Origin of the sequence: Enterobacter sp. AG326 (genome assembly GCF_004362415.1) — a bacterium.
Lineage (GTDB): Bacteria > Pseudomonadota > Gammaproteobacteria > Enterobacterales > Enterobacteriaceae > Enterobacter > Enterobacter asburiae.
Genome location: NZ_SNXG01000002.1, coordinates 770,207 through 787,414 on the forward strand (window position 1 = coordinate 770,207; position 17,208 = coordinate 787,414).

Below are 17,208 nucleotides of genomic sequence, written 5' to 3' on the forward strand. Positions count from 1 at the left end.
CGATTGCTTCAGAAGCGGGTATCTACCGCAGAGGCCAATTTTTCCAGCAGCAGTTCGCTGTCTTCCCAGCTCAGGCACGGGTCGGTGATCGACTGGCCGTAAACCATCTGCTGCCCGGCAACTATTTTCTGCGTGCCTTCTTTGATAAAGCTCTCAGCCATAATCCCTGCAACGGCGGTCGAGCCGCTGCGGATCTGCTGACAGATCTCATCGCAGACGTCCAGCTGGCGGCGATGCTGCTTCTGGCAGTTGCCGTGGCTGAAATCCACCACCAGATGTTCCGGCAGGTCGAACTCGGCCAGCGTTTCACAGGCCGCCGCAATATCTTGTGCATGGTAATTGGGTTTCTTCCCGCCGCGCATAATGATATGCCCGTAAGGGTTACCGCTGGTCTGGTAGATGGTCATATGACCGCTCTTATCCGGCGACAGGAACATGTGGCTGGCACGGGCAGCGCGGATGGCATCAACCGCAATACGGGTGTTGCCGTCGGTCCCGTTTTTAAAGCCGACCGGGCAGGAGAGGGCAGAGGCCATCTCACGGTGGATCTGGCTTTCGGTAGTGCGCGCGCCAATCGCGCCCCAGCTGATCAGATCGGCGATAAACTGCCCGGTCACCATATCGAGAAACTCGGTCGCCGTCGGCACGCCCAGCTCGTTGACCTGTAAAAGCAGCTTCCTCGCCAGCTCGATACCGTGGTTAACGCGATAGCTGCCGTTGAGGTCAGGATCGGAAATCAGGCCTTTCCAGCCCACCACGGTCCGCGGTTTTTCAAAGTAGGTGCGCATCACGATCTCAAGGCGATGCTGGTACTTATCCCGCAGTCCCTGGAGTCGTTTCGCATAATCCATCGCGGCATCCAGATCGTGGATGGAGCAAGGCCCAATCACCACCAGAAGACGTTTGTCTTCACCGTTCAGGATTTTTTCAATGCGGCGGCGGGAGGCCGTCACATGTTCCGCGACGGCGGCGGAAACGGGATGCCGCTGTGCCAGTTCAGCCGGCGTGACCAGGCTGTCAATGCGCGCAGTGCGGAGTTCATCGGTTTTATTCATGGAATGTCTCAGAAAATTTTTGCTTCATCGGCAGACTACCGGGAAGTGATGGGCATCACCTTAAACCAATCCCTGCTGATTTCAAGTTCGGGGCGACACCGCCCCGTGGTTGCCGATGATGATACCTGAATCTGAGCTAATGTACTAGCATATTAGTACATGCGGCGATTAAGCCCCATGATGTCGAGAATTTTGGTGGCAATTTCTTCAACCGAATAGTTGGTGCTGTTCAGCCACGGGATCTGGTTTTTGCGGTACAGCGCTTCCACTTCGGAAACCTCCATCCGGCACTGGCGCATGGAGGCGTAGCGGCTGTTCTCGCGTCGCTCCTCGCGGATGGCGGCAAGGCGTTCCGGGTTGATCGTCAGGCCGAACAGCTTGTGCTGCAGCGGCTTAAGGGCGGCGGGCAGGACCAGATTATCCATGTCATCAGCGATAAACGGGTAGTTTGCAGCGCGAATGCCAAACTGCATCGCCAGATAGAGGCTGGTCGGGGTTTTGCCGCAGCGCGACACGCCAAGCAGGATCACCTGCGCCTGGTCGAGATTACGCAGAGAGATACCGTCGTCGTGTGCGAGGGTGTAGTCAATGGCGGCGATACGCGCGTCGTACTTAATCAGGTTGCCGGGGTTAAGCCCGTGGGTACGGTGGGCGATAGGCGTCGGGTCGAGCTTAAGCTCGCTCTGCAGCGGAGCCACCAGCGCCTGCACAATATCCTGGCAGAAGCCTTCACTTTGCAGAATGATGGCGCGAATCTCGGGGATCACGATAGAGTAGAACACCAGCGGGCGGATGCCGGTCTGCTGGTAGATGGCGTCAATCTGGTCCTTCACCGCTTTGGCGCGGCTTTCGTTTTCGACAAACGGCAGCGTGATGCTGTTAATCGAAACGGGAAACTGCGACATCACCGCGTGGCCCAGCACCTCGGCGGTGATCGCCGTACCATCAGAAATATAAAAAACGTGGCGATCGACAGCACTATCCATTTTACTCACCCTGAATATCAGACCTAATTGTCTGAAAGCATAAATTAAAAAAGTAAATTACACAGCAAAGAACTTATCTTAATTATAAATGAAACGGTGTTTTTGATTTTCCTGAAAAGTGGATTTCATTTTTCAAATAGCGACTTTATTTTTGGGGTTTCTGGCTGAATATAGAGGAATCATCGGGTTAATCGTTGATGGGAAAGTATCCGAAAAGTTGAAAATTTAAATTGCTTACACGATTCACCGTTTTTTTAGCGGAAATAAATATGCCAGTATAAATACGTAGTCAGGTGTTACTTACTCCGATCAAATATCACAAAAGGATTGTTTCGATGTCCAACAATGGCTCGTCACCGCTGGTGCTTTGGTATAACCAACTCGGCATGAATGATGTAGACAGAGTTGGGGGCAAAAATGCCTCCCTGGGTGAAATGATTACAAATCTGTCGGGTATGGGTGTCTCCGTACCGAACGGGTTTGCCACCACCGCCGATGCCTTTAACCTGTTTTTAGACCAGAGCGGTGTTAACCAGCGCATTTACGACCTGCTGGATAAAACGGATATTGATGACGTTACCGAGCTTGCCAAAGCCGGGGCGCAGATCCGCCAGTGGATCATCGACACACCTTTCCAGCCGGAACTGGAAAAAGCCATTCACGACGCGTACAACCAGCTCTCTGCTGACGATGCGCAGGCCTCCTTTGCCGTGCGTTCCTCTGCAACCGCAGAAGATATGCCGGACGCCTCGTTCGCCGGGCAGCAGGAAACCTTCCTGAACGTCCAGGGTTACGATGCGGTGCTGGTGGCGGTGAAGCATGTGTTTGCTTCCCTGTTCAACGACCGTGCCATCTCCTATCGCGTGCACCAGGGCTACGACCATCGCGGCGTGGCACTCTCCGCTGGCGTGCAGCGCATGGTGCGCTCGGACGTGGGTTCATCCGGCGTGATGTTCTCCATTGATACCGAATCCGGCTTCGACCAGGTGGTGTTTATCACCTCCGCGTGGGGTCTGGGTGAGATGGTTGTGCAGGGCGCGGTAAACCCTGACGAATTCTACGTCCACAAGCCTACGCTGGCCGCTGGCCGTCCGGCGGTGGTGCGCCGCACCATGGGCTCGAAAAAAATCCGCATGATTTATGCCCCGACCCAGGAGCATGGCAAGCAGGTTAAAATTGAAGATGTACCGCAGGAGCAGCGCGACCGCTTCTCCCTGACCGACGCCGAAGTGCAGGAGCTGGCGAAGCAGGCGGTGCAGATCGAAAAACACTACGGCCGTCCGATGGACATCGAATGGGCGAAAGACGGGAACACCGGCAAGCTGTTTATCGTGCAGGCGCGTCCGGAAACCGTCCGCTCTCGCGGTCAGGTGATGGAGCGTTATACGCTGCACGCGCAGGGTAAAATCGTGGCGGAAGGCCGCGCCATCGGTCACCGCATCGGTGCCGGTCCGGTCAAAGTGATCCACGACATCAGCGAGATGAACCGTATTGAGCCAGGCGACGTGCTGGTAACCGACATGACCGACCCGGACTGGGAACCGATCATGAAGAAAGCGGCGGCTATCGTCACCAACCGCGGCGGTCGTACCTGCCACGCGGCGATCATTGCCCGCGAGCTGGGCATTCCTGCGGTTGTCGGCTGCGGTGACGCCACCGAGCGCATGAAGGACGGGCAGAACGTGACCGTCTCCTGTGCCGAAGGCGATACCGGCTACGTCTACGCCGATATCCTCGACTTCAGCGTGAAGAGCTCAAGCGTGGATACCATGCCGGACCTGCCGCTGAAGATCATGATGAACGTCGGCAACCCGGACCGCGCGTTTGACTTCGCCTGCCTGCCGAACGAAGGCGTTGGCCTGGCGCGTCTGGAATTTATCATCAACCGTATGATCGGCGTTCATCCGCGCGCGCTGCTGGAGTTTGACGACCAGGATCCGAAGCTGCAGAACGAAATCCGCGAGATGATGAAAGGCTACGACTCGCCGAAAGAGTTCTACGTCGGCCGTCTGACCGAAGGGATCGCGACGCTGGGCGCCGCCTTCTATCCGAAACGCGTGATCGTGCGTCTGTCTGACTTTAAGTCTAACGAATACGCCAACCTGGTCGGCGGCGAGCGCTACGAGCCGGAAGAAGAGAACCCGATGCTGGGCTTCCGCGGGGCCGGACGCTACGTGTCCGACAGCTTCCGCGACTGCTTCGCGCTGGAGTGTGAGGCGGTGAAACGCGTGCGCAACGAGATGGGGCTGACCAACGTTGAAATCATGATCCCGTTCGTGCGTACCGTGGATCAGGCGAAAGCGGTGGTGGACGAGCTGGCGCGACAGGGTCTGAAGCGCGGCGAGAACGGGCTGAAGATCATCATGATGTGCGAAATCCCGTCCAACGCCCTGCTGGCCGAGCAGTTCCTCGAGCACTTCGACGGCTTCTCTATCGGCTCGAACGACATGACGCAGCTAACGCTGGGTCTGGACCGCGACTCCGGCGTGGTCTCCGAGCTGTTTGACGAGCGCAACGAGGCGGTGAAAGCGCTGCTCTCCATGTCCATCCGCGCGGCGAAGAAGCAGGGTAAATACGTCGGGATCTGCGGTCAGGGTCCATCCGACCATGAAGACTTTGCCGCATGGCTGATGGAAGAGGGGATCGATAGCCTGTCCCTTAACCCGGACACCGTGGTGCAAACCTGGCTGAGCCTGGCAGAACTGAACAAGTAACGCCACGCTGACCCGAAAAGGCGAGGATAATATTCCTCGCCTTTTTTATTTCATTTCTTATTTGCTCCCCATCACAAATAAAGTAAAAAACCAAATATCATAATTTGTCTGTCAATTTAGACAATTGTTAGCGCGCAAACCGTTGCTAATACTTGAGCCTTACTGCGCATTTCCCTTAAGAAGATGCGCAACTGGTTGAAATACGTTTTAACCTGATAAAAAGGCAAATAACAATGACACTTTCCTCTGTATTGCGTACCAAAGATAAAATAGGTTATGGCTTAGGCGATATGGCCAGCGCGCTGGTCTGGCAAACGGCAACGTTATTTCTCGCTTATTTTTATACAGATGTTTTTGGGCTACCCGCCGCGATTATGGGCACCATGTTTTTAGTGGTGCGCGTGGTTGATGCGTTTGTCGATCCGTGCATTGGCGCACTGGTTGACCGCACCCGGACGCGTCACGGACGTTTCCGTCCCTGGCTGCTGTGGTTTGCCATCCCGTTTGGCGTGAGCTGCCTCATTACCTTCTATGTGCCGGACGTTGGGCCGACGGCGAAAATCGTGTACGCCTGCGTGACCTACGCGATTTTAAGCCTGATTTACTCCGCGATTAACGTGCCTTACTGCGCCATGCCCGGCGCGCTGACGCTGGATCCGCGCGAGCGTCATTCTCTGCAGTCGTGGCGCTTTGGCCTGTCGTTTATCGGCGGGCTGATCGTGACGGTTATTGCCCTGCCGCTGGTCTCACTGTTAGGCCAGGGCAACGTGCAGAAAGGCTATTTCTATGCCATGAGCCTGATGGGGTTGCTGGGCATTGTGCTGTTCTTCTGCTGTTTCCTGATGACCCGCGAGCGTTATTCTCCGCGCAATGATACCTCCGGCTCCATGCTCACCGATTTAAAACTGCTGGCCGGGAACAGCCAGTGGCGTATTGTGTTCCTGTTTAATATTTTGCTGTTAACGGCGGTGGTGACGCGCGGTTCCGCCACCATGTATTACGTAAACTATGTGCTGCTGCGTCCGGATCTGGTTTTTGCCTTTATTGTTTCCGGCATGGTGGCCTCCTTAAGCGGCGCATTATTATCTGAACGGCTGCTGGGGAAATTTGACCGCGTTCGCGCCTACCAGTGGACGATTATCTCCTTCGTTATCTTCGGCGCGCTGATTTTCTTCCTGCCTCCTTCACAGGTGTGGCTCATCTTTGGCCTTAACATCGTCTTTAGCTTTATTCAAAACCTCACCACGCCGCTGCAGTGGACCATGTTCTCCGATGTGGTCGACTACGAAGAGCACCGCAGCGGCCGTCGTCTGGACGGGCTGGTTTTCTCCACCGCGCTGTTTGCCATCAAGTTTGGCCTGGCGCTGGGCGGGGCGGTCGTCGGCTGGGTGCTTGGCATGGTGGATTACGCCCCGGGCCAGGCAACCCAGGCGCCAGGCGTTCTCTCGACCATCAACGCGCTGTTCACCCTTATCCCGTGCGCGCTGTTCCTCTGCATGGTCGCGCTGCTTGCCATCTACAGGCTAAACAGCCGGCTGGTGGATTCCATCGCCCGGGAGCTGGCCAGCAAGCGTGAAGTCAGACCCGAAGCGGGGCAGCTCAGCCCGGCAACCCCTTCCGCACTACAGGAGTAAAACATGACGACTATCTATAAGGACGCGGGACGTCCCGTGCACGAGCGCGTCGCCGATTTACTGGCGCGCATGACCCCGGAAGAGAAGTTCGCCCAGATGCACGCGTACTGGCTGATCCTCGATGAAAACGGTAACCACCGCGAGCGCAGCGACCTCAGCGACGAATTCGCCGGCGTGAGCGAGCAGGCTGCGCTCAGCGAACGGCTCAAGCTGGGCGTCGGGCAGATCACGCGGCCGCTGGGCACCCACATCGTTGACGCGAAAACCGGCGTGCGCGCCGCGAACCGCCTGCAGCGCATGATGATGGAAGAGACGCGTCTCGGCATTCCGGCGCTGTTCCACGAGGAGTGTCTGGTGGGGCTGCTGTGCAAAGACGCCACCTTGTTCCCGTCGTCATTGAACTACGGTTCGACCTGGGATCCGGAGCTTGTGCAGCGGGCGGCAGAGCAGATTGGCAAAGAGGCGCGCTCCGTCGGCTGCCAGCAGGGGCTTGCGCCGGTGCTGGACGTATCCCGCGACGTGCGCTGGGGGCGTACCGAAGAGACCTTCGGGGAAGATCCCTGGCTGGTGGGCGTAATGGCGACCGCCTACGTGAAGGGCTTACAGGGCGATAAGCGCGACCTGCTGGCAACCCTGAAACATTACGTGGGGCACTCGTTCAGCGAGGGGGCGCGCAACCACGCGCCGGTACACCTGGGGTTCAGCGAGCTGAACGACACCTTCCTGCTGCCGTTTGAAATGGCGGTCAAGCTGGCAAACGCCGGTTCGGTTATGCCCGCGTACCACGATATTGATAACCAGCCGGGGCACAGCGACAGCTTCCTGCTGACCACCGTCCTGCGCGAGCAGTGGGGGTTCGACGGGATTATTGTGGCGGATTACGGCGGCGTCAGCCTGCTGCACCAGCACCACGGGATTTCCCACGACGCGGCCGAATCTGCCGCGCTGGCGTTCAACGCCGGGCTGGACGTTGAGCTGCCGAAAGATGACTGCGCGCGGCATCTGGCGGAAGCGGTAGAGCGCGGGCTGATCTCTATGGCGAAGGTCGATGAGATCGTGGCGCGTACGCTGACTGAAAAATTCCGCCTTGGCCTGTTTGAAAACCCGTACGCGGATGAAAACGGTATCGATCTGCAAAACGATATGACCCGCCAGGCCGCGCGGGAGGTGGCGACGAAATCGCTCACGCTGCTGGAAAACAACGGAATTTTACCGCTCGGCGGCAAACCTCGGGTGGCGGTAGTGGGGCCGACGGCAGACGATCCGCTGGCGTTACTGAGCGGCTACAGCTTCCCGGTGCATTTGATCATCAGCGATATGGTGGAAGAGACCTCGCAGGTCACGACCCCGCGCGCGGCGCTGGAGCAGTATCTCGGTGCATCGAACGTCCGCTATGCCAAAGGGTGCCACATCATCGAAAAACGGATGGCGGGCGCGCCGGTCTTCCCTGGCGACAGCGGCGGCAAACCGATGCAGCAGTCGCCGGTTTCACTAAGTACCGCCCTGATCCCCGAGGCCGTGAACGCCGCGCGGGAGAGTGACGTGGTGGTGGCCTGCGTGGGCGATCTCGCCGGGCTGTTCCAGAGCGGTACCGTGGGGGAAGGTTCCGATACCGATTCCCTGAACCTGCCGGGCGTGCAGCAACAGCTGCTGGAAGCGCTGGTCGCCACCGGTAAACCGGTGATTGTGGTCATGACCGGGGGGCGTCCATACAACCTGCAGGGTCTGGAAGACAAGGTCGCGGCGCTGATGATGGCCTGGGCGCCGGGACAGGAAGGGGGCTGGGCGATTGCGGACGTGCTGACGGGGCGGGCAGAGCCGCAGGGGCGTCTGGTGGTGAGCGTGCCGAAAAGCGCCGGGGCGATGCCGTATTACTACAATCACAAGCTCAAAAGCGGCGGTACGCCGTTTGCGTTCCATTTCGGTTCGCGTTACCCGTTTGGCTTCGGCCTCGGCTGGACGACGTTTAGCTGGGGCGCTGTCCGCGTCGCCGAAAGCAGCGTACCGGTCGACGGTGAGGTGACGCTGAACGTGGATATCACCAATACCGGAGAGCGCAGCGGCAGCGAGGTGGTGCAGGTTTACGTCAGGGATAAGGTCGCCACTCAGGTGCGGCCGCTTCAGGAGCTGAAGGCCTTCCAGCGTGTCACCCTCTCGCCGGGTGAAACCGCCACGCTCGCCTTTACGCTGCCGGTTGAGATGTTCAACTTCACCCGTCGCGACGGAAAACGCATCGTTGAGCCGGGCGAGTTTGAGCTGCAGGTTGGCGCATCGTCGGCGGATATTCGCGAGGCGGTGACGGTCAATGCGACAGGGGAAACGCGGGTGCTGCCTGCTGAGTGGCGGATGCTCAGTACCTGTGAGGTCAGGCGCGCGTAGTCAGGATAAAAAAAAGCCCATCGTGGGAGATGGGCAAAGACTACACACAGCAATTCGTTGTTTCACTCAGGGGATTTCCATGCTTATAAATCAAGGTGTTGATTTATAACCGTGTGCTAATAGTAGGCATTGTGTTATTTAGCGTCGATCGGATTCGTCTCAATAGTTTAAGAGACGTAAAGATTTCTTGAGGGTAATAGCAGACTTACTGCTGAATGGGCGGGTCTGACCAGTGATTGACGAATAAATACTTTAGCGGCATTAAAGTATCGTGAGGAGAAATGTAGGCCGGGTAAGCGTTAGCGCCACCCGGCAAAAAAACTTAATGCGTGTTCTTCTCTTCCAGCTCTTCCAGTTCGCTCAAAATGACGTCCGGGTCAGTTCCCGGCGGCGGAATTTCATGCACCCAGGCAGAGAACAGACGCCAGGTGACGGCGAGCAGCACCGGGCCAATAAACAGGCCAATCATGCCAAAGGCAATCAATCCGCCAATGACCCCGGAGAGGATCAGGATCAGCGGCAGGTCTGCGCCCATGCGGATGAGGATCGGACGAATGACGTTATCCATGGTGCCGACCACGCAGCTCCAGACCAGCAGCACCGTTCCCCACGTGGTATCGCCCGTCCAGTAGAGCCAGATGATGCAGGGGACCAGCACCAGCAGCGGTCCCAGTTGCGCAAGACAGGTCATCAGCATGACAACGGTGAACACGGTGGCGTACGGTACGCCGGAAATCGCAAGACCGATCCCGCCCAGCACCGCCTGCACCAGCGCGGTGACCACCACGCCCAGCGCAACCGCGCGTACGGCCTGCGCAGCCAGCAGTACCGCCGCGTCACCGCGTTTGCCCGCCAGGCGGGTGGCAAAGTGACGAACGCCTAAAGCCACCTGCTCGCCGCGCCAGTAGAGCAGGGCGCTGAAGAGCAGCATCAGGGTACAATGCATCATAAAGCGGCCGATATGCGCCGCCTGACCGACAAACCAGGTGGTGGTGGTGCCAATGTACGGGCGGACTTTTGCCATCAGCGCGCTGCCGCCCATCTCCAGCAGGCTATGCCAGCCGCTGTAGAGTTTTGAGCCCACCAGCGGAATGCTGTTCAGCCAGGCGAGATCCGGCAGCGTCAGGTCGCCGCTGCTAATGGCGCGAATAACCGGACCACTGGAATCCACCAGGCTATTCACCAGCAGGGCAATAGGAATAATAAACAGCAGGAACAGCAGGAGCGTCATGACCAGCACGGCGAGCCCGCGACGGCCAAACAGCAGCTTCTGCAGGCGCAGCAGCAAAGGCCACGTGGCGACGACAACGGTCGCAGCCCACGCAAAGCCGAGAATAAAGGGTTGAACAATCCACAGACACGCAATAATCATGAGGGCCAGAAACAGCACCGACAGCAAAATTTGCGCAACATCCCTGGGCTGGCGAAGATTGACCATAAATGAAACTTTCCTTAAAAGAACGCCAGTACCACTGGCGGGAACGGAAAACCGCGTCTCTTTAATCATTAATGATCTCAGCGGTTTTTAACAGGCGAATTCTGCCTGTAATTCAGCAGAGATTATAAGAAAAAAATGTGATAAAACTTTTAAGATACACGCAAACGATTTCATACAACTCTAATTAGGGTCGACGGTTATGATCCCACAGATTTCTCAGGCACCTGGCGTCGTTCAGCTGGTGCTTAATTTTTTGCAAGCACTGGAGCAACAGGGTTTTACAGGTGATACCGCCACGAACTATGCCGACAGGCTGACGATGGCGACCGATAACAGTATCTACCAGCTTCTTCCCGATGCCGTGGTTTTCCCCCGTTCAACGGCCGACGTCGCGCTTATCGCCCGGCTGGCCACGCAGGAGCGGTTTGCCTCGCTGGTCTTTACGCCGCGCGGCGGCGGCACCGGGACCAACGGTCAGGCGCTGAACCAGGGCATCATTGTTGATATGTCACGCTATATGAACCGCATCATTGAGATCAACCCGGAAGAGGGATGGGTGCGGGTCGAAGCGGGCGTCATCAAAGATCAGCTTAATCAGTATCTCAAGCCGTACGGCTACTTTTTTGCCCCTGAGCTCTCCACCAGCAACCGCGCGACCCTTGGCGGGATGATTAACACGGATGCCTCCGGGCAGGGCTCGCTGGTCTACGGTAAAACCTCCGATCACGTGCTGGGCGTGCGTGCGGTGCTGCTGGGCGGCGATATCCTCGACACCCAGCCGATGCCGGTCGAACTGGCGGAAACGCTGGGCAAAGACAACACTGCCAGCGGGCGCATCTATCGCACCGTGCTGGAACGCTGCCGCGACAACCGCCAGCTCATTCTCGATAAATTCCCCAAGCTGAACCGCTTCCTGACCGGGTACGATCTGCGTCACGTCTTTAACGATGACCTGACCCAGTTTGATTTAACCCGCGTGCTGACCGGCTCCGAGGGAACGCTGGCGTTTATTACCGAAGCGCGGCTGGATATCACCCGGTTGCCGAAAGTGCGCCGTCTGGTGAACGTCAAATATGACTCCTTCGACTCCGCGCTGCGCAATGCGCCGTTTATGGTGCAAGCGCAGGCGCTGTCGGTGGAGACCGTCGACTCTAAGGTGCTCAATCTGGCCCGGGAAGATATTGTCTGGCACTCCGTGAGTGACCTCATTACCGACGTGCCGGACAAAGAGATGCTCGGTCTCAACATCGTGGAATTTGCCGGCGATGATGCGGAGCTGATTGAGCGCCAGGTTACCACGCTCTGCCAGCGTCTGGATGAGCTGATTGCGCAGGGGGAAGGCGGCGTGATCGGCTGGCAGCTCTGTAACGATCTGGCCGGGATTGAGCGTATCTATGGGATGCGTAAAAAAGCCGTGGGCCTGCTCGGCAATGCGAAAGGGGCGGCGAAGCCCATTCCCTTTGCCGAAGATACCTGCGTGCCGCCCGAGCATCTGGCGGATTATATCGTTGAGTTCCGCGCCCTGCTGGACAGCCACGGCCTGAGCTACGGCATGTTCGGCCACGTCGATGCCGGGGTACTCCACGTGCGTCCGGCGCTGGACATGTGCGACCCGCAGCAGGAGATCCTGATGAAGCAGATCTCCGACGACGTGGTGGCCTTAACCGCCAAATACGGCGGTCTGCTGTGGGGAGAGCACGGGAAAGGGTTCCGCGCGGAGTACAGCCCGGCATTCTTCGGCGAACAGCTTTACGCGGAGTTGCGTAAGGTGAAAGCGGCTTTCGACCCGCATAACCGCCTCAACCCGGGTAAAATCTGCCCGCCTGAGGGTGTTGATGCCCCGATGCTGCAGGTGGATGCCGTCAAGCGCGGCACGTACGACAGGCAGATCCCGATTGCGGTGCGCTCGTCCTGGCGCGGCGCGATGGAGTGCAACGGCAACGGCCTGTGCTTTAACTTTGATGTGAAAAGCCCGATGTGCCCGTCGATGAAAATCACCAGCAACCGTATCCACTCGCCAAAAGGGCGGGCGACGCTGGTGCGCGAGTGGCTGCGTCTGCTGGCCGACCGCGGGGTGGATCCGCTCAAGCTGGAGCAGGAGCTGCCGGAAAAACGGGCCAGCCTGCGCTCGCTGATTGAGCGCACCCGCAACAGCTGGCATGCCAACAAGGGCGAGTATGATTTCTCCCATGAGGTGAAAGAGGCGATGTCCGGCTGTCTGGCCTGTAAAGCCTGCTCCACCCAGTGCCCGATTAAAATCGACGTGCCGGAATTCCGCTCGCGTTTCCTGCAGCTTTATCACACCCGATACCTCCGCCCGGTGCGCGACCATCTGGTGGCGACGGTGGAAAGCTACGCGCCGCTGATGGCGCGAGCGCCAAAGACCTTCAACTTCTTTATCAACCAGCCGCTCGTGCGCAGGCTCTCCGAAAAACACATCGGCATGGTCGATCTGCCGCTGCTGTCGGTCCCGTCTCTGCAGCGCCAGCTTGTTGGCCACCGTTCGGCAAACATGACCCTGGAACAGCTGGAGGCGCTCGCTCCGGAGCAAAAAGCGAATGTAGTGCTGGTGGTGCAGGATCCGTTCACCAGCTACTACGATGCGCAGGTCGTGGCCGATTTCGTGCGTCTGGCGGAGAAAGTGGGCTACCAGCCGGTGGTTCTGCCGTTCTCTCCCAACGGCAAGGCGCAGCACATTAAGGGTTTCCTGAACCGCTTTGCGAAGACCGCGCAGAAAACGTCTGACTTCCTGAATCGCGTGGCGCAGCTCGGGATACCGATGGTCGGCGTCGATCCGGCGCTGGTGCTTTGCTATCGCGATGAATACAAGCAGACGCTGGGCGATAAGCGCGGCGATTTCAACGTGATGCTGGTGCACGAGTGGCTGCCGATAGTGCTGGAAGATAAGGCTGTTCAGGATGTCAGCGGTGAACCCTGGTATCTGTTCGGTCACTGCACGGAAGTGACCGCGCTGCCGGGTGCCCCCGCGCAGTGGGCGTCCGTTTTTGCCCGCTTTGGTGCGAAGCTGGAGAGCGTCAACGTAGGCTGCTGCGGGATGGCCGGAACCTACGGACACGAAGTGAAAAACCACGCCAACTCGCTCGGCATCTATGAGCTGTCCTGGCATCAGGCGATGCAGCGTTTGCCGCGAAACCGCTGCCTGGCGACGGGTTACTCCTGCCGCAGCCAGGTAAAACGGGTAGAGGGTAACGGCGTACGTCACCCATTGCAGGCTTTACTGGAGATAATTGGATGATCTGGAAACGTGTCGTGACGCTGCAGGCGCTAAACGCCATGGGCGAGGGGAATATGGTGGGGCTGCTGGATATCCAGTTCATCCGAATTGGCGACGATGAGATTGAGGCCACCATGCCCGTCGACAGTCGCACCCACCAGCCGTTTGGTTTATTGCACGGCGGTGCCTCCGTCGTGCTGGCCGAAACGCTGGGCTCGGTGGCGGGGTATCTCTGTACCGAAGGGGAGCAGAAGGTTGTCGGGCTCGAGGTGAACGCTAACCACATTCGCTCGGTGCGCAGCGGGCGCGTGCGCGGTGTTTGCCGCGCGCTGCACGCCGGAAGCCGCCATCAGGTGTGGCAAATAGATATTCTCGATGAGCAGGATCGCCTATGCTGCTCGTCGCGGCTGACCACGGCGGTTGTGTAAAGTTTTCAGATGTTTTGCCTTTGGTCAAAAACTAGCCTGCGCGTTGTGATATACTGGTCAGGTTTTGTACATAAGCGAGGACATCATGGATACTGAAATAACCCCAACACAGCTGGCAATTGAATATTTACGTCGCGATAAGAGCAACCTGTCTCCGGCGCAGTACCTGAAAAAGCTGAAACAGCTTGAGCTGGAATTTACAGATTTGCTGGCGCTCTCTTCGAATGAACTGAAAGAAGAGATCTACTTTGCCTGGCGGTTGGGCGTTCACGTCCATTGAGTACATGAGAATAAAAGGGCCGCGAGTGCGGCCTTTTTTGTGTCTGAAATTCAGTATCGGGCGGCGGTGACGCCACCCGGCATTGTCCTCAAACATTGACGGCGTTGATCAGCCGCGACTTCATGGACTGATACGCCGACGCCGCAAAATCCTCCGCCCAGCGCTGGTCCTCAATCGCCTCCAGCTGCACCGCGCAGTACTTCGTTTCCGGCGTTTTGGAGATGGGATCGAGATTATCTTGGGTCAGCTCGTTGCAGGCGCCAATCCACCATTGATAGGTCATATAGACGGCCCCGGCGTTGATACGCTCGCTGATGCTGGCGCGGGTAATCACTTTGCCGCGACGCGAGCGCACCCAGACCAGCTGACCTTCCCTGATGCCCAGATTTTCCGCATCGGCAGGGTTCATTTGCACCCGGCCCGGCTCATCGGCCAGGCTTTGCAGCGCGGCGCAGTTCCCGGTCATCGAGCGGCAGGAGTAGTGCCCCACTTCACGTACCGTACACAGCACCAGCGGGAAATCTGCGTCCGGAGTTTCCGCCGGTGCGCGCCACGGTGCGGCAAAGAGCTGGCCTTTACCGGTTGGGGTGTCGAACTGATTGTCTTTGTACAGGTACGGCGTTCCCGGATGATCCAGCGTCGGGCACGGCCACTGCACGTGGCCCATCTCGCCCATTTTTTCATACGTCACGCCGTAGAAGAGAGGGCACAGCTCGCGCATCTCATCCCAGATCTGCTGGTTAGAGTCATAATGCATCGGGTAGCCCATCTCGGTGGCGAGCAGGCTGATGATTTCCCAGTCGCGCTTCACGTTGCCGCTGGCCTCAATGGCTTTGCCGAAACGCTGGAACCCGCGATCGGCACAGGTAAAGACGCCGCCGTGTTCACCCCAGGAGGTGGCAGGAAGCAGGACGTCCGCCACTTCTGCCGTTTTGGTCATAAAGATGTCCTGAACCACGACAAAGTCGAGCGCCTCAAAACCGCTGCGAACGAGACCGAGATCGGCTTCGGTCTGAAGCGGATCTTCCCCCATGATGTAGTAGGCCTTGACCTTGCCTTCCAGCGCCAGATGGGGCACCTCGGTAATGCGCGTCCCGACCCGATCGTCCATTTTATTGACGTCAATTCCCCATGCATCGGCAAACTTCTGCCTGACCGCCGGGTCGGTCACATCCTGATAGCCCGGGAACATATTCGGCAGAACGCCCATATCGCAGGCGCCCTGAACGTTGTTTTGCCCGCGCACGGGACCGACGCCGACGGCAGGGCGGCCGAGGTTGCCGGTCAGCAGCGCCAGGCTGGAAAGCCCTTTGACTACATCCACGGCCTGACCAAACTGGGTCACGCCCATCCCCCACATCACGGTGGCGGAAGGGGCCGCCGCGAAGGTACGCATTGCCTGGCGAACGTCGCGGGCGGGAATGCCGGTAAGATGCTCAACCTTCTCCGGCGCATAGTCTTTCACCGTCTGGCGATAGGCCTCAAGACCCTCGGTAAAGCGCGCCACGTAGCTTTTGTCGTAGAGCTCCTCTTCCAGCAGCACGTAGCCAAAGGCGTTCACCAGCGCCATGTTGCTGCCGTTTTTCAGCTGCAGATGCTGATCGGCGATGCGCGCCGTTTCAATGCGCCGCGGATCGCAGACGATGATTTTTGCGCCGTTTTCCCGCGCTTTCAGCACGCGCCGGGCGACGATAGGGTGGGAGTCCGCGCAGTTATAGCCAAACACCAGCAGGCATTTTGAGTTTTCAATATCGTTGATTGAGTTGCTCATCGCGCCGTTGCCGAGCGTTTCCTGTAAACCGGCTACGGAAGGGCCGTGACAGACGCGCGCGCAGCAGTCCACGTTGTTGGTGTTCAGCACCGCGCGGGCAAATTTTTGCATCACATAGTTTGTTTCATTGCCGGTTCCGCGAGAGGAACCGGTGGTCATGATCGACCGCGGCCCGTGCTGCGCTTTAATGCTGCTGAGCCTGTGGGCGGTGTAGCGGATAGCCTCTTCCCAGGTAACGGGAGTGAATGCCTCGCCTTTGCGGTAGCGGATCATCGGCTGGGTCAGGCGCGGGGTGAGCAGACGGGTATCGTTGAGGAAGTCCCAGCCGTAAAAGCCTTTCAGACACAGGGTGCCCTGGTTTGTGACGCCTTCTGCGGCTTCGGCACGGATGATACGGTTATTTTCAACGACAAGGTTTAATTTACAGCCTGCACCGCAGTAGGGGCAGACGCTGGCGATCTTTTTCATCAATAACAGACCTGTTAAGAAATGAAGCAAAGTTGACTGGAAAACCCAGTCCCGTAAGCAGAGGTAAGCAGGAACCGTGCCAGGTTGGCTTTGCTGGTTTAACAGGGTGTCAAGCGGGGAAGGCGCGTGTCATCGTCAGGCTGTTCGTCATTTTTGACGATGACACGAAAGCAGGATGAGTGGCCGTGAAATTACAGGTCGTCCATGGTGTAGCCCACGACAATTTCCAGCGTCTTGCGAATCACATCCGCCTGGACAACATCGTGGGTCGCTTCCAGCGTCTGAATGAGCCAGAGGATTATCGCTTTGTTGGACAGATGGCCTTCGGAGGCCAGAACACAGCGTACTGCAGTAGAAAAAACAGCGGACTCTTCAGCAAAACGATCGCCTGCGTGACGGAAATATTCCGACAGCGCACTGTCTAAAAAAGCAGAGTGGTATTCGGGTTGAAGCTGAATATTTTGTCTCATTTGTTCTCACCGTAGCTGTTAAATTGCAGTCAATGTATTTTTTTGGGGTCGGACGGTTTTCCACTTCCAAATAAAGGCACTACATTGTCTCTGTTATCGTTGAGAGGTCCCTCTCTGTTCGTTCGTCCTTGCGCGGTTCTGCGACGTTTAAAGGCGATGCTGTTTGAGCCGATCTCGGCAATCACCACCGCAAGTGTCTCCCGCCGCCGGGGATCCTTTTCATGTTCTTTCATGACCCGCAGACGCTGCAGCAATCCTTCGGTTGTCACTGGCCCCCGCTCTTTCAGAAGAGAGAGAACGGCTTCACCGATAAGCGTGTCGATCAGTCGGTCTGCGTCACTGCTATTCAT

General features: G+C 57.8%; 12 protein-coding genes and 1 other RNA gene. 6 read left to right on the forward strand and 7 right to left on the reverse strand.

Features of this window, described 5'->3' with window-relative positions:
- Nucleotides 1-8 precede the first annotated feature (8 nt).
- Both aroH and DFO52_RS10765 read right to left on the reverse strand, forming a co-directional pair.
- Complete coding sequence (aroH, locus tag DFO52_RS10760; RefSeq protein ID WP_023311314.1) at nt 9-1,055, reverse strand: 3-deoxy-7-phosphoheptulonate synthase AroH; 1,047 nt, start codon at nt 1,053-1,055, stop codon at nt 9-11.
- Between the two features lie 152 nt (nt 1,056-1,207).
- The gene (locus DFO52_RS10765; protein WP_029740422.1) at nt 1,208-2,041 is read right to left on the reverse strand and encodes a pyruvate, water dikinase regulatory protein; all 834 of its coding nucleotides are present in this window, start codon (nt 2,039-2,041) and stop codon (nt 1,208-1,210) included.
- Between the two features lie 335 nt (nt 2,042-2,376).
- Here DFO52_RS10765 and ppsA point away from each other — a divergent pair, with 335 nt between their 5' ends.
- The 3 genes from ppsA to DFO52_RS10780 all read left to right on the forward strand — a co-directional run bounded on the left by ppsA (nt 2,377) and on the right by DFO52_RS10780 (nt 8,768).
- Nucleotides 2,377-4,755 (forward strand): phosphoenolpyruvate synthase, encoded by a 2,379-nt coding sequence (gene ppsA / locus DFO52_RS10770; protein WP_047648034.1) that lies wholly within the window; start codon nt 2,377-2,379, stop codon nt 4,753-4,755.
- Between the two features lie 233 nt (nt 4,756-4,988).
- A complete protein-coding gene (locus DFO52_RS10775; protein ID WP_133550354.1) occupies nt 4,989-6,389 on the forward strand; it encodes an MFS transporter in 1,401 nt (466 codons plus the stop codon).
- A gap of 3 nt (nt 6,390-6,392) precedes the next feature.
- Nucleotides 6,393-8,768 (forward strand): glycoside hydrolase family 3 N-terminal domain-containing protein, encoded by a 2,376-nt coding sequence (locus DFO52_RS10780; RefSeq protein WP_133550355.1) that lies wholly within the window; start codon nt 6,393-6,395, stop codon nt 8,766-8,768.
- 5 nt (nt 8,769-8,773) lie between these two features.
- Here the strand turns inward: DFO52_RS10780 and rprA are convergent.
- Nucleotides 8,774-8,881: antisense sRNA RprA (gene rprA / locus DFO52_RS10785), an RNA gene on the reverse strand.
- A gap of 209 nt (nt 8,882-9,090) precedes the next feature.
- Nucleotides 9,091-10,206: an AI-2E family transporter YdiK gene (ydiK, locus tag DFO52_RS10790; protein WP_133550356.1), complete on the reverse strand. Its 1,116-nt coding sequence runs from the start codon at nt 10,204-10,206 to the stop codon at nt 9,091-9,093.
- 199 nt (nt 10,207-10,405) lie between these two features.
- Between ydiK and DFO52_RS10795 the strand changes: the two genes are divergently transcribed.
- From DFO52_RS10795 to DFO52_RS10805, 3 genes are all read left to right on the forward strand, one after another.
- Entirely contained in the window at nt 10,406-13,462 is a 3,057-nt protein-coding gene (locus DFO52_RS10795; protein ID WP_133550357.1) for an FAD-binding and (Fe-S)-binding domain-containing protein, read from the forward strand.
- Nucleotides 13,459-13,869 carry a 1,4-dihydroxy-2-naphthoyl-CoA hydrolase gene (menI, locus tag DFO52_RS10800; protein ID WP_133550358.1) on the forward strand — a complete coding sequence of 137 codons (411 nt, stop codon included), beginning with the start codon at nt 13,459-13,461 and terminating at the stop codon, nt 13,867-13,869. The genes DFO52_RS10795 and menI overlap by 4 nt, the downstream gene beginning before the upstream one ends.
- 85 nt (nt 13,870-13,954) lie before the next feature.
- Nucleotides 13,955-14,149, forward strand: a complete 195-nt coding sequence (locus DFO52_RS10805) for a YdiH family protein (RefSeq protein ID WP_003857766.1) — start codon at nt 13,955-13,957, stop codon at nt 14,147-14,149.
- 88 nt (nt 14,150-14,237) lie between these two features.
- Here the strand turns inward: DFO52_RS10805 and fdhF are convergent, their stop codons facing one another.
- From fdhF to DFO52_RS10820, 3 genes are all read right to left on the reverse strand, one after another.
- Nucleotides 14,238-16,388, reverse strand: a complete 2,151-nt coding sequence (gene fdhF, locus DFO52_RS10810; RefSeq protein ID WP_133550359.1) for a formate dehydrogenase subunit alpha — start codon at nt 16,386-16,388, stop codon at nt 14,238-14,240.
- Nucleotides 16,389-16,579: 191 nt separating this feature from the next.
- Nucleotides 16,580-16,858 carry a biofilm/acid-resistance regulator YmgB/AriR gene (locus tag DFO52_RS10815; protein ID WP_023311323.1) on the reverse strand — a complete coding sequence of 93 codons (279 nt, stop codon included), beginning with the start codon at nt 16,856-16,858 and terminating at the stop codon, nt 16,580-16,582.
- Between the two features lie 29 nt (nt 16,859-16,887).
- A complete protein-coding gene (locus DFO52_RS10820) occupies nt 16,888-17,208 on the reverse strand; it encodes a hypothetical protein (protein ID WP_029739770.1) in 321 nt (106 codons plus the stop codon).

Excerpts from the sequence above, each read along its gene's own strand:
- ppsA (WP_047648034.1), top strand. The coding sequence starts at position 2,377 with ATGTCCAACAATGGCTCGTCACCGCTGGTGCTTTGGTATAACCAACTC.
- DFO52_RS10775 (WP_133550354.1), top strand. The coding sequence starts at position 4,989 with ATGACACTTTCCTCTGTATTGCGTACCAAAGATAAAATAGGTTATGGC.
- DFO52_RS10805 (WP_003857766.1), top strand. The coding sequence starts at position 13,955 with ATGGATACTGAAATAACCCCAACACAGCTGGCAATTGAATATTTACGT.
- aroH (WP_023311314.1), bottom strand. The coding sequence starts at position 1,055 with ATGAATAAAACCGATGAACTCCGCACTGCGCGCATTGACAGCCTGGTC.
- DFO52_RS10765 (WP_029740422.1), bottom strand. The coding sequence starts at position 2,041 with ATGGATAGTGCTGTCGATCGCCACGTTTTTTATATTTCTGATGGTACG.
- menI (WP_133550358.1), top strand. The coding sequence starts at position 13,459 with ATGATCTGGAAACGTGTCGTGACGCTGCAGGCGCTAAACGCCATGGGC.
- ydiK (WP_133550356.1), bottom strand. The coding sequence starts at position 10,206 with ATGGTCAATCTTCGCCAGCCCAGGGATGTTGCGCAAATTTTGCTGTCG.
- DFO52_RS10795 (WP_133550357.1), top strand. The coding sequence starts at position 10,406 with ATGATCCCACAGATTTCTCAGGCACCTGGCGTCGTTCAGCTGGTGCTT.
- DFO52_RS10815 (WP_023311323.1), bottom strand. The coding sequence starts at position 16,858 with ATGAGACAAAATATTCAGCTTCAACCCGAATACCACTCTGCTTTTTTA.
- DFO52_RS10820 (WP_029739770.1), bottom strand. The coding sequence starts at position 17,208 with ATGAATAGCAGTGACGCAGACCGACTGATCGACACGCTTATCGGTGAA.
- DFO52_RS10780 (WP_133550355.1), top strand. The coding sequence starts at position 6,393 with ATGACGACTATCTATAAGGACGCGGGACGTCCCGTGCACGAGCGCGTC.
- fdhF (WP_133550359.1), bottom strand. The coding sequence starts at position 16,388 with ATGAAAAAGATCGCCAGCGTCTGCCCCTACTGCGGTGCAGGCTGTAAA.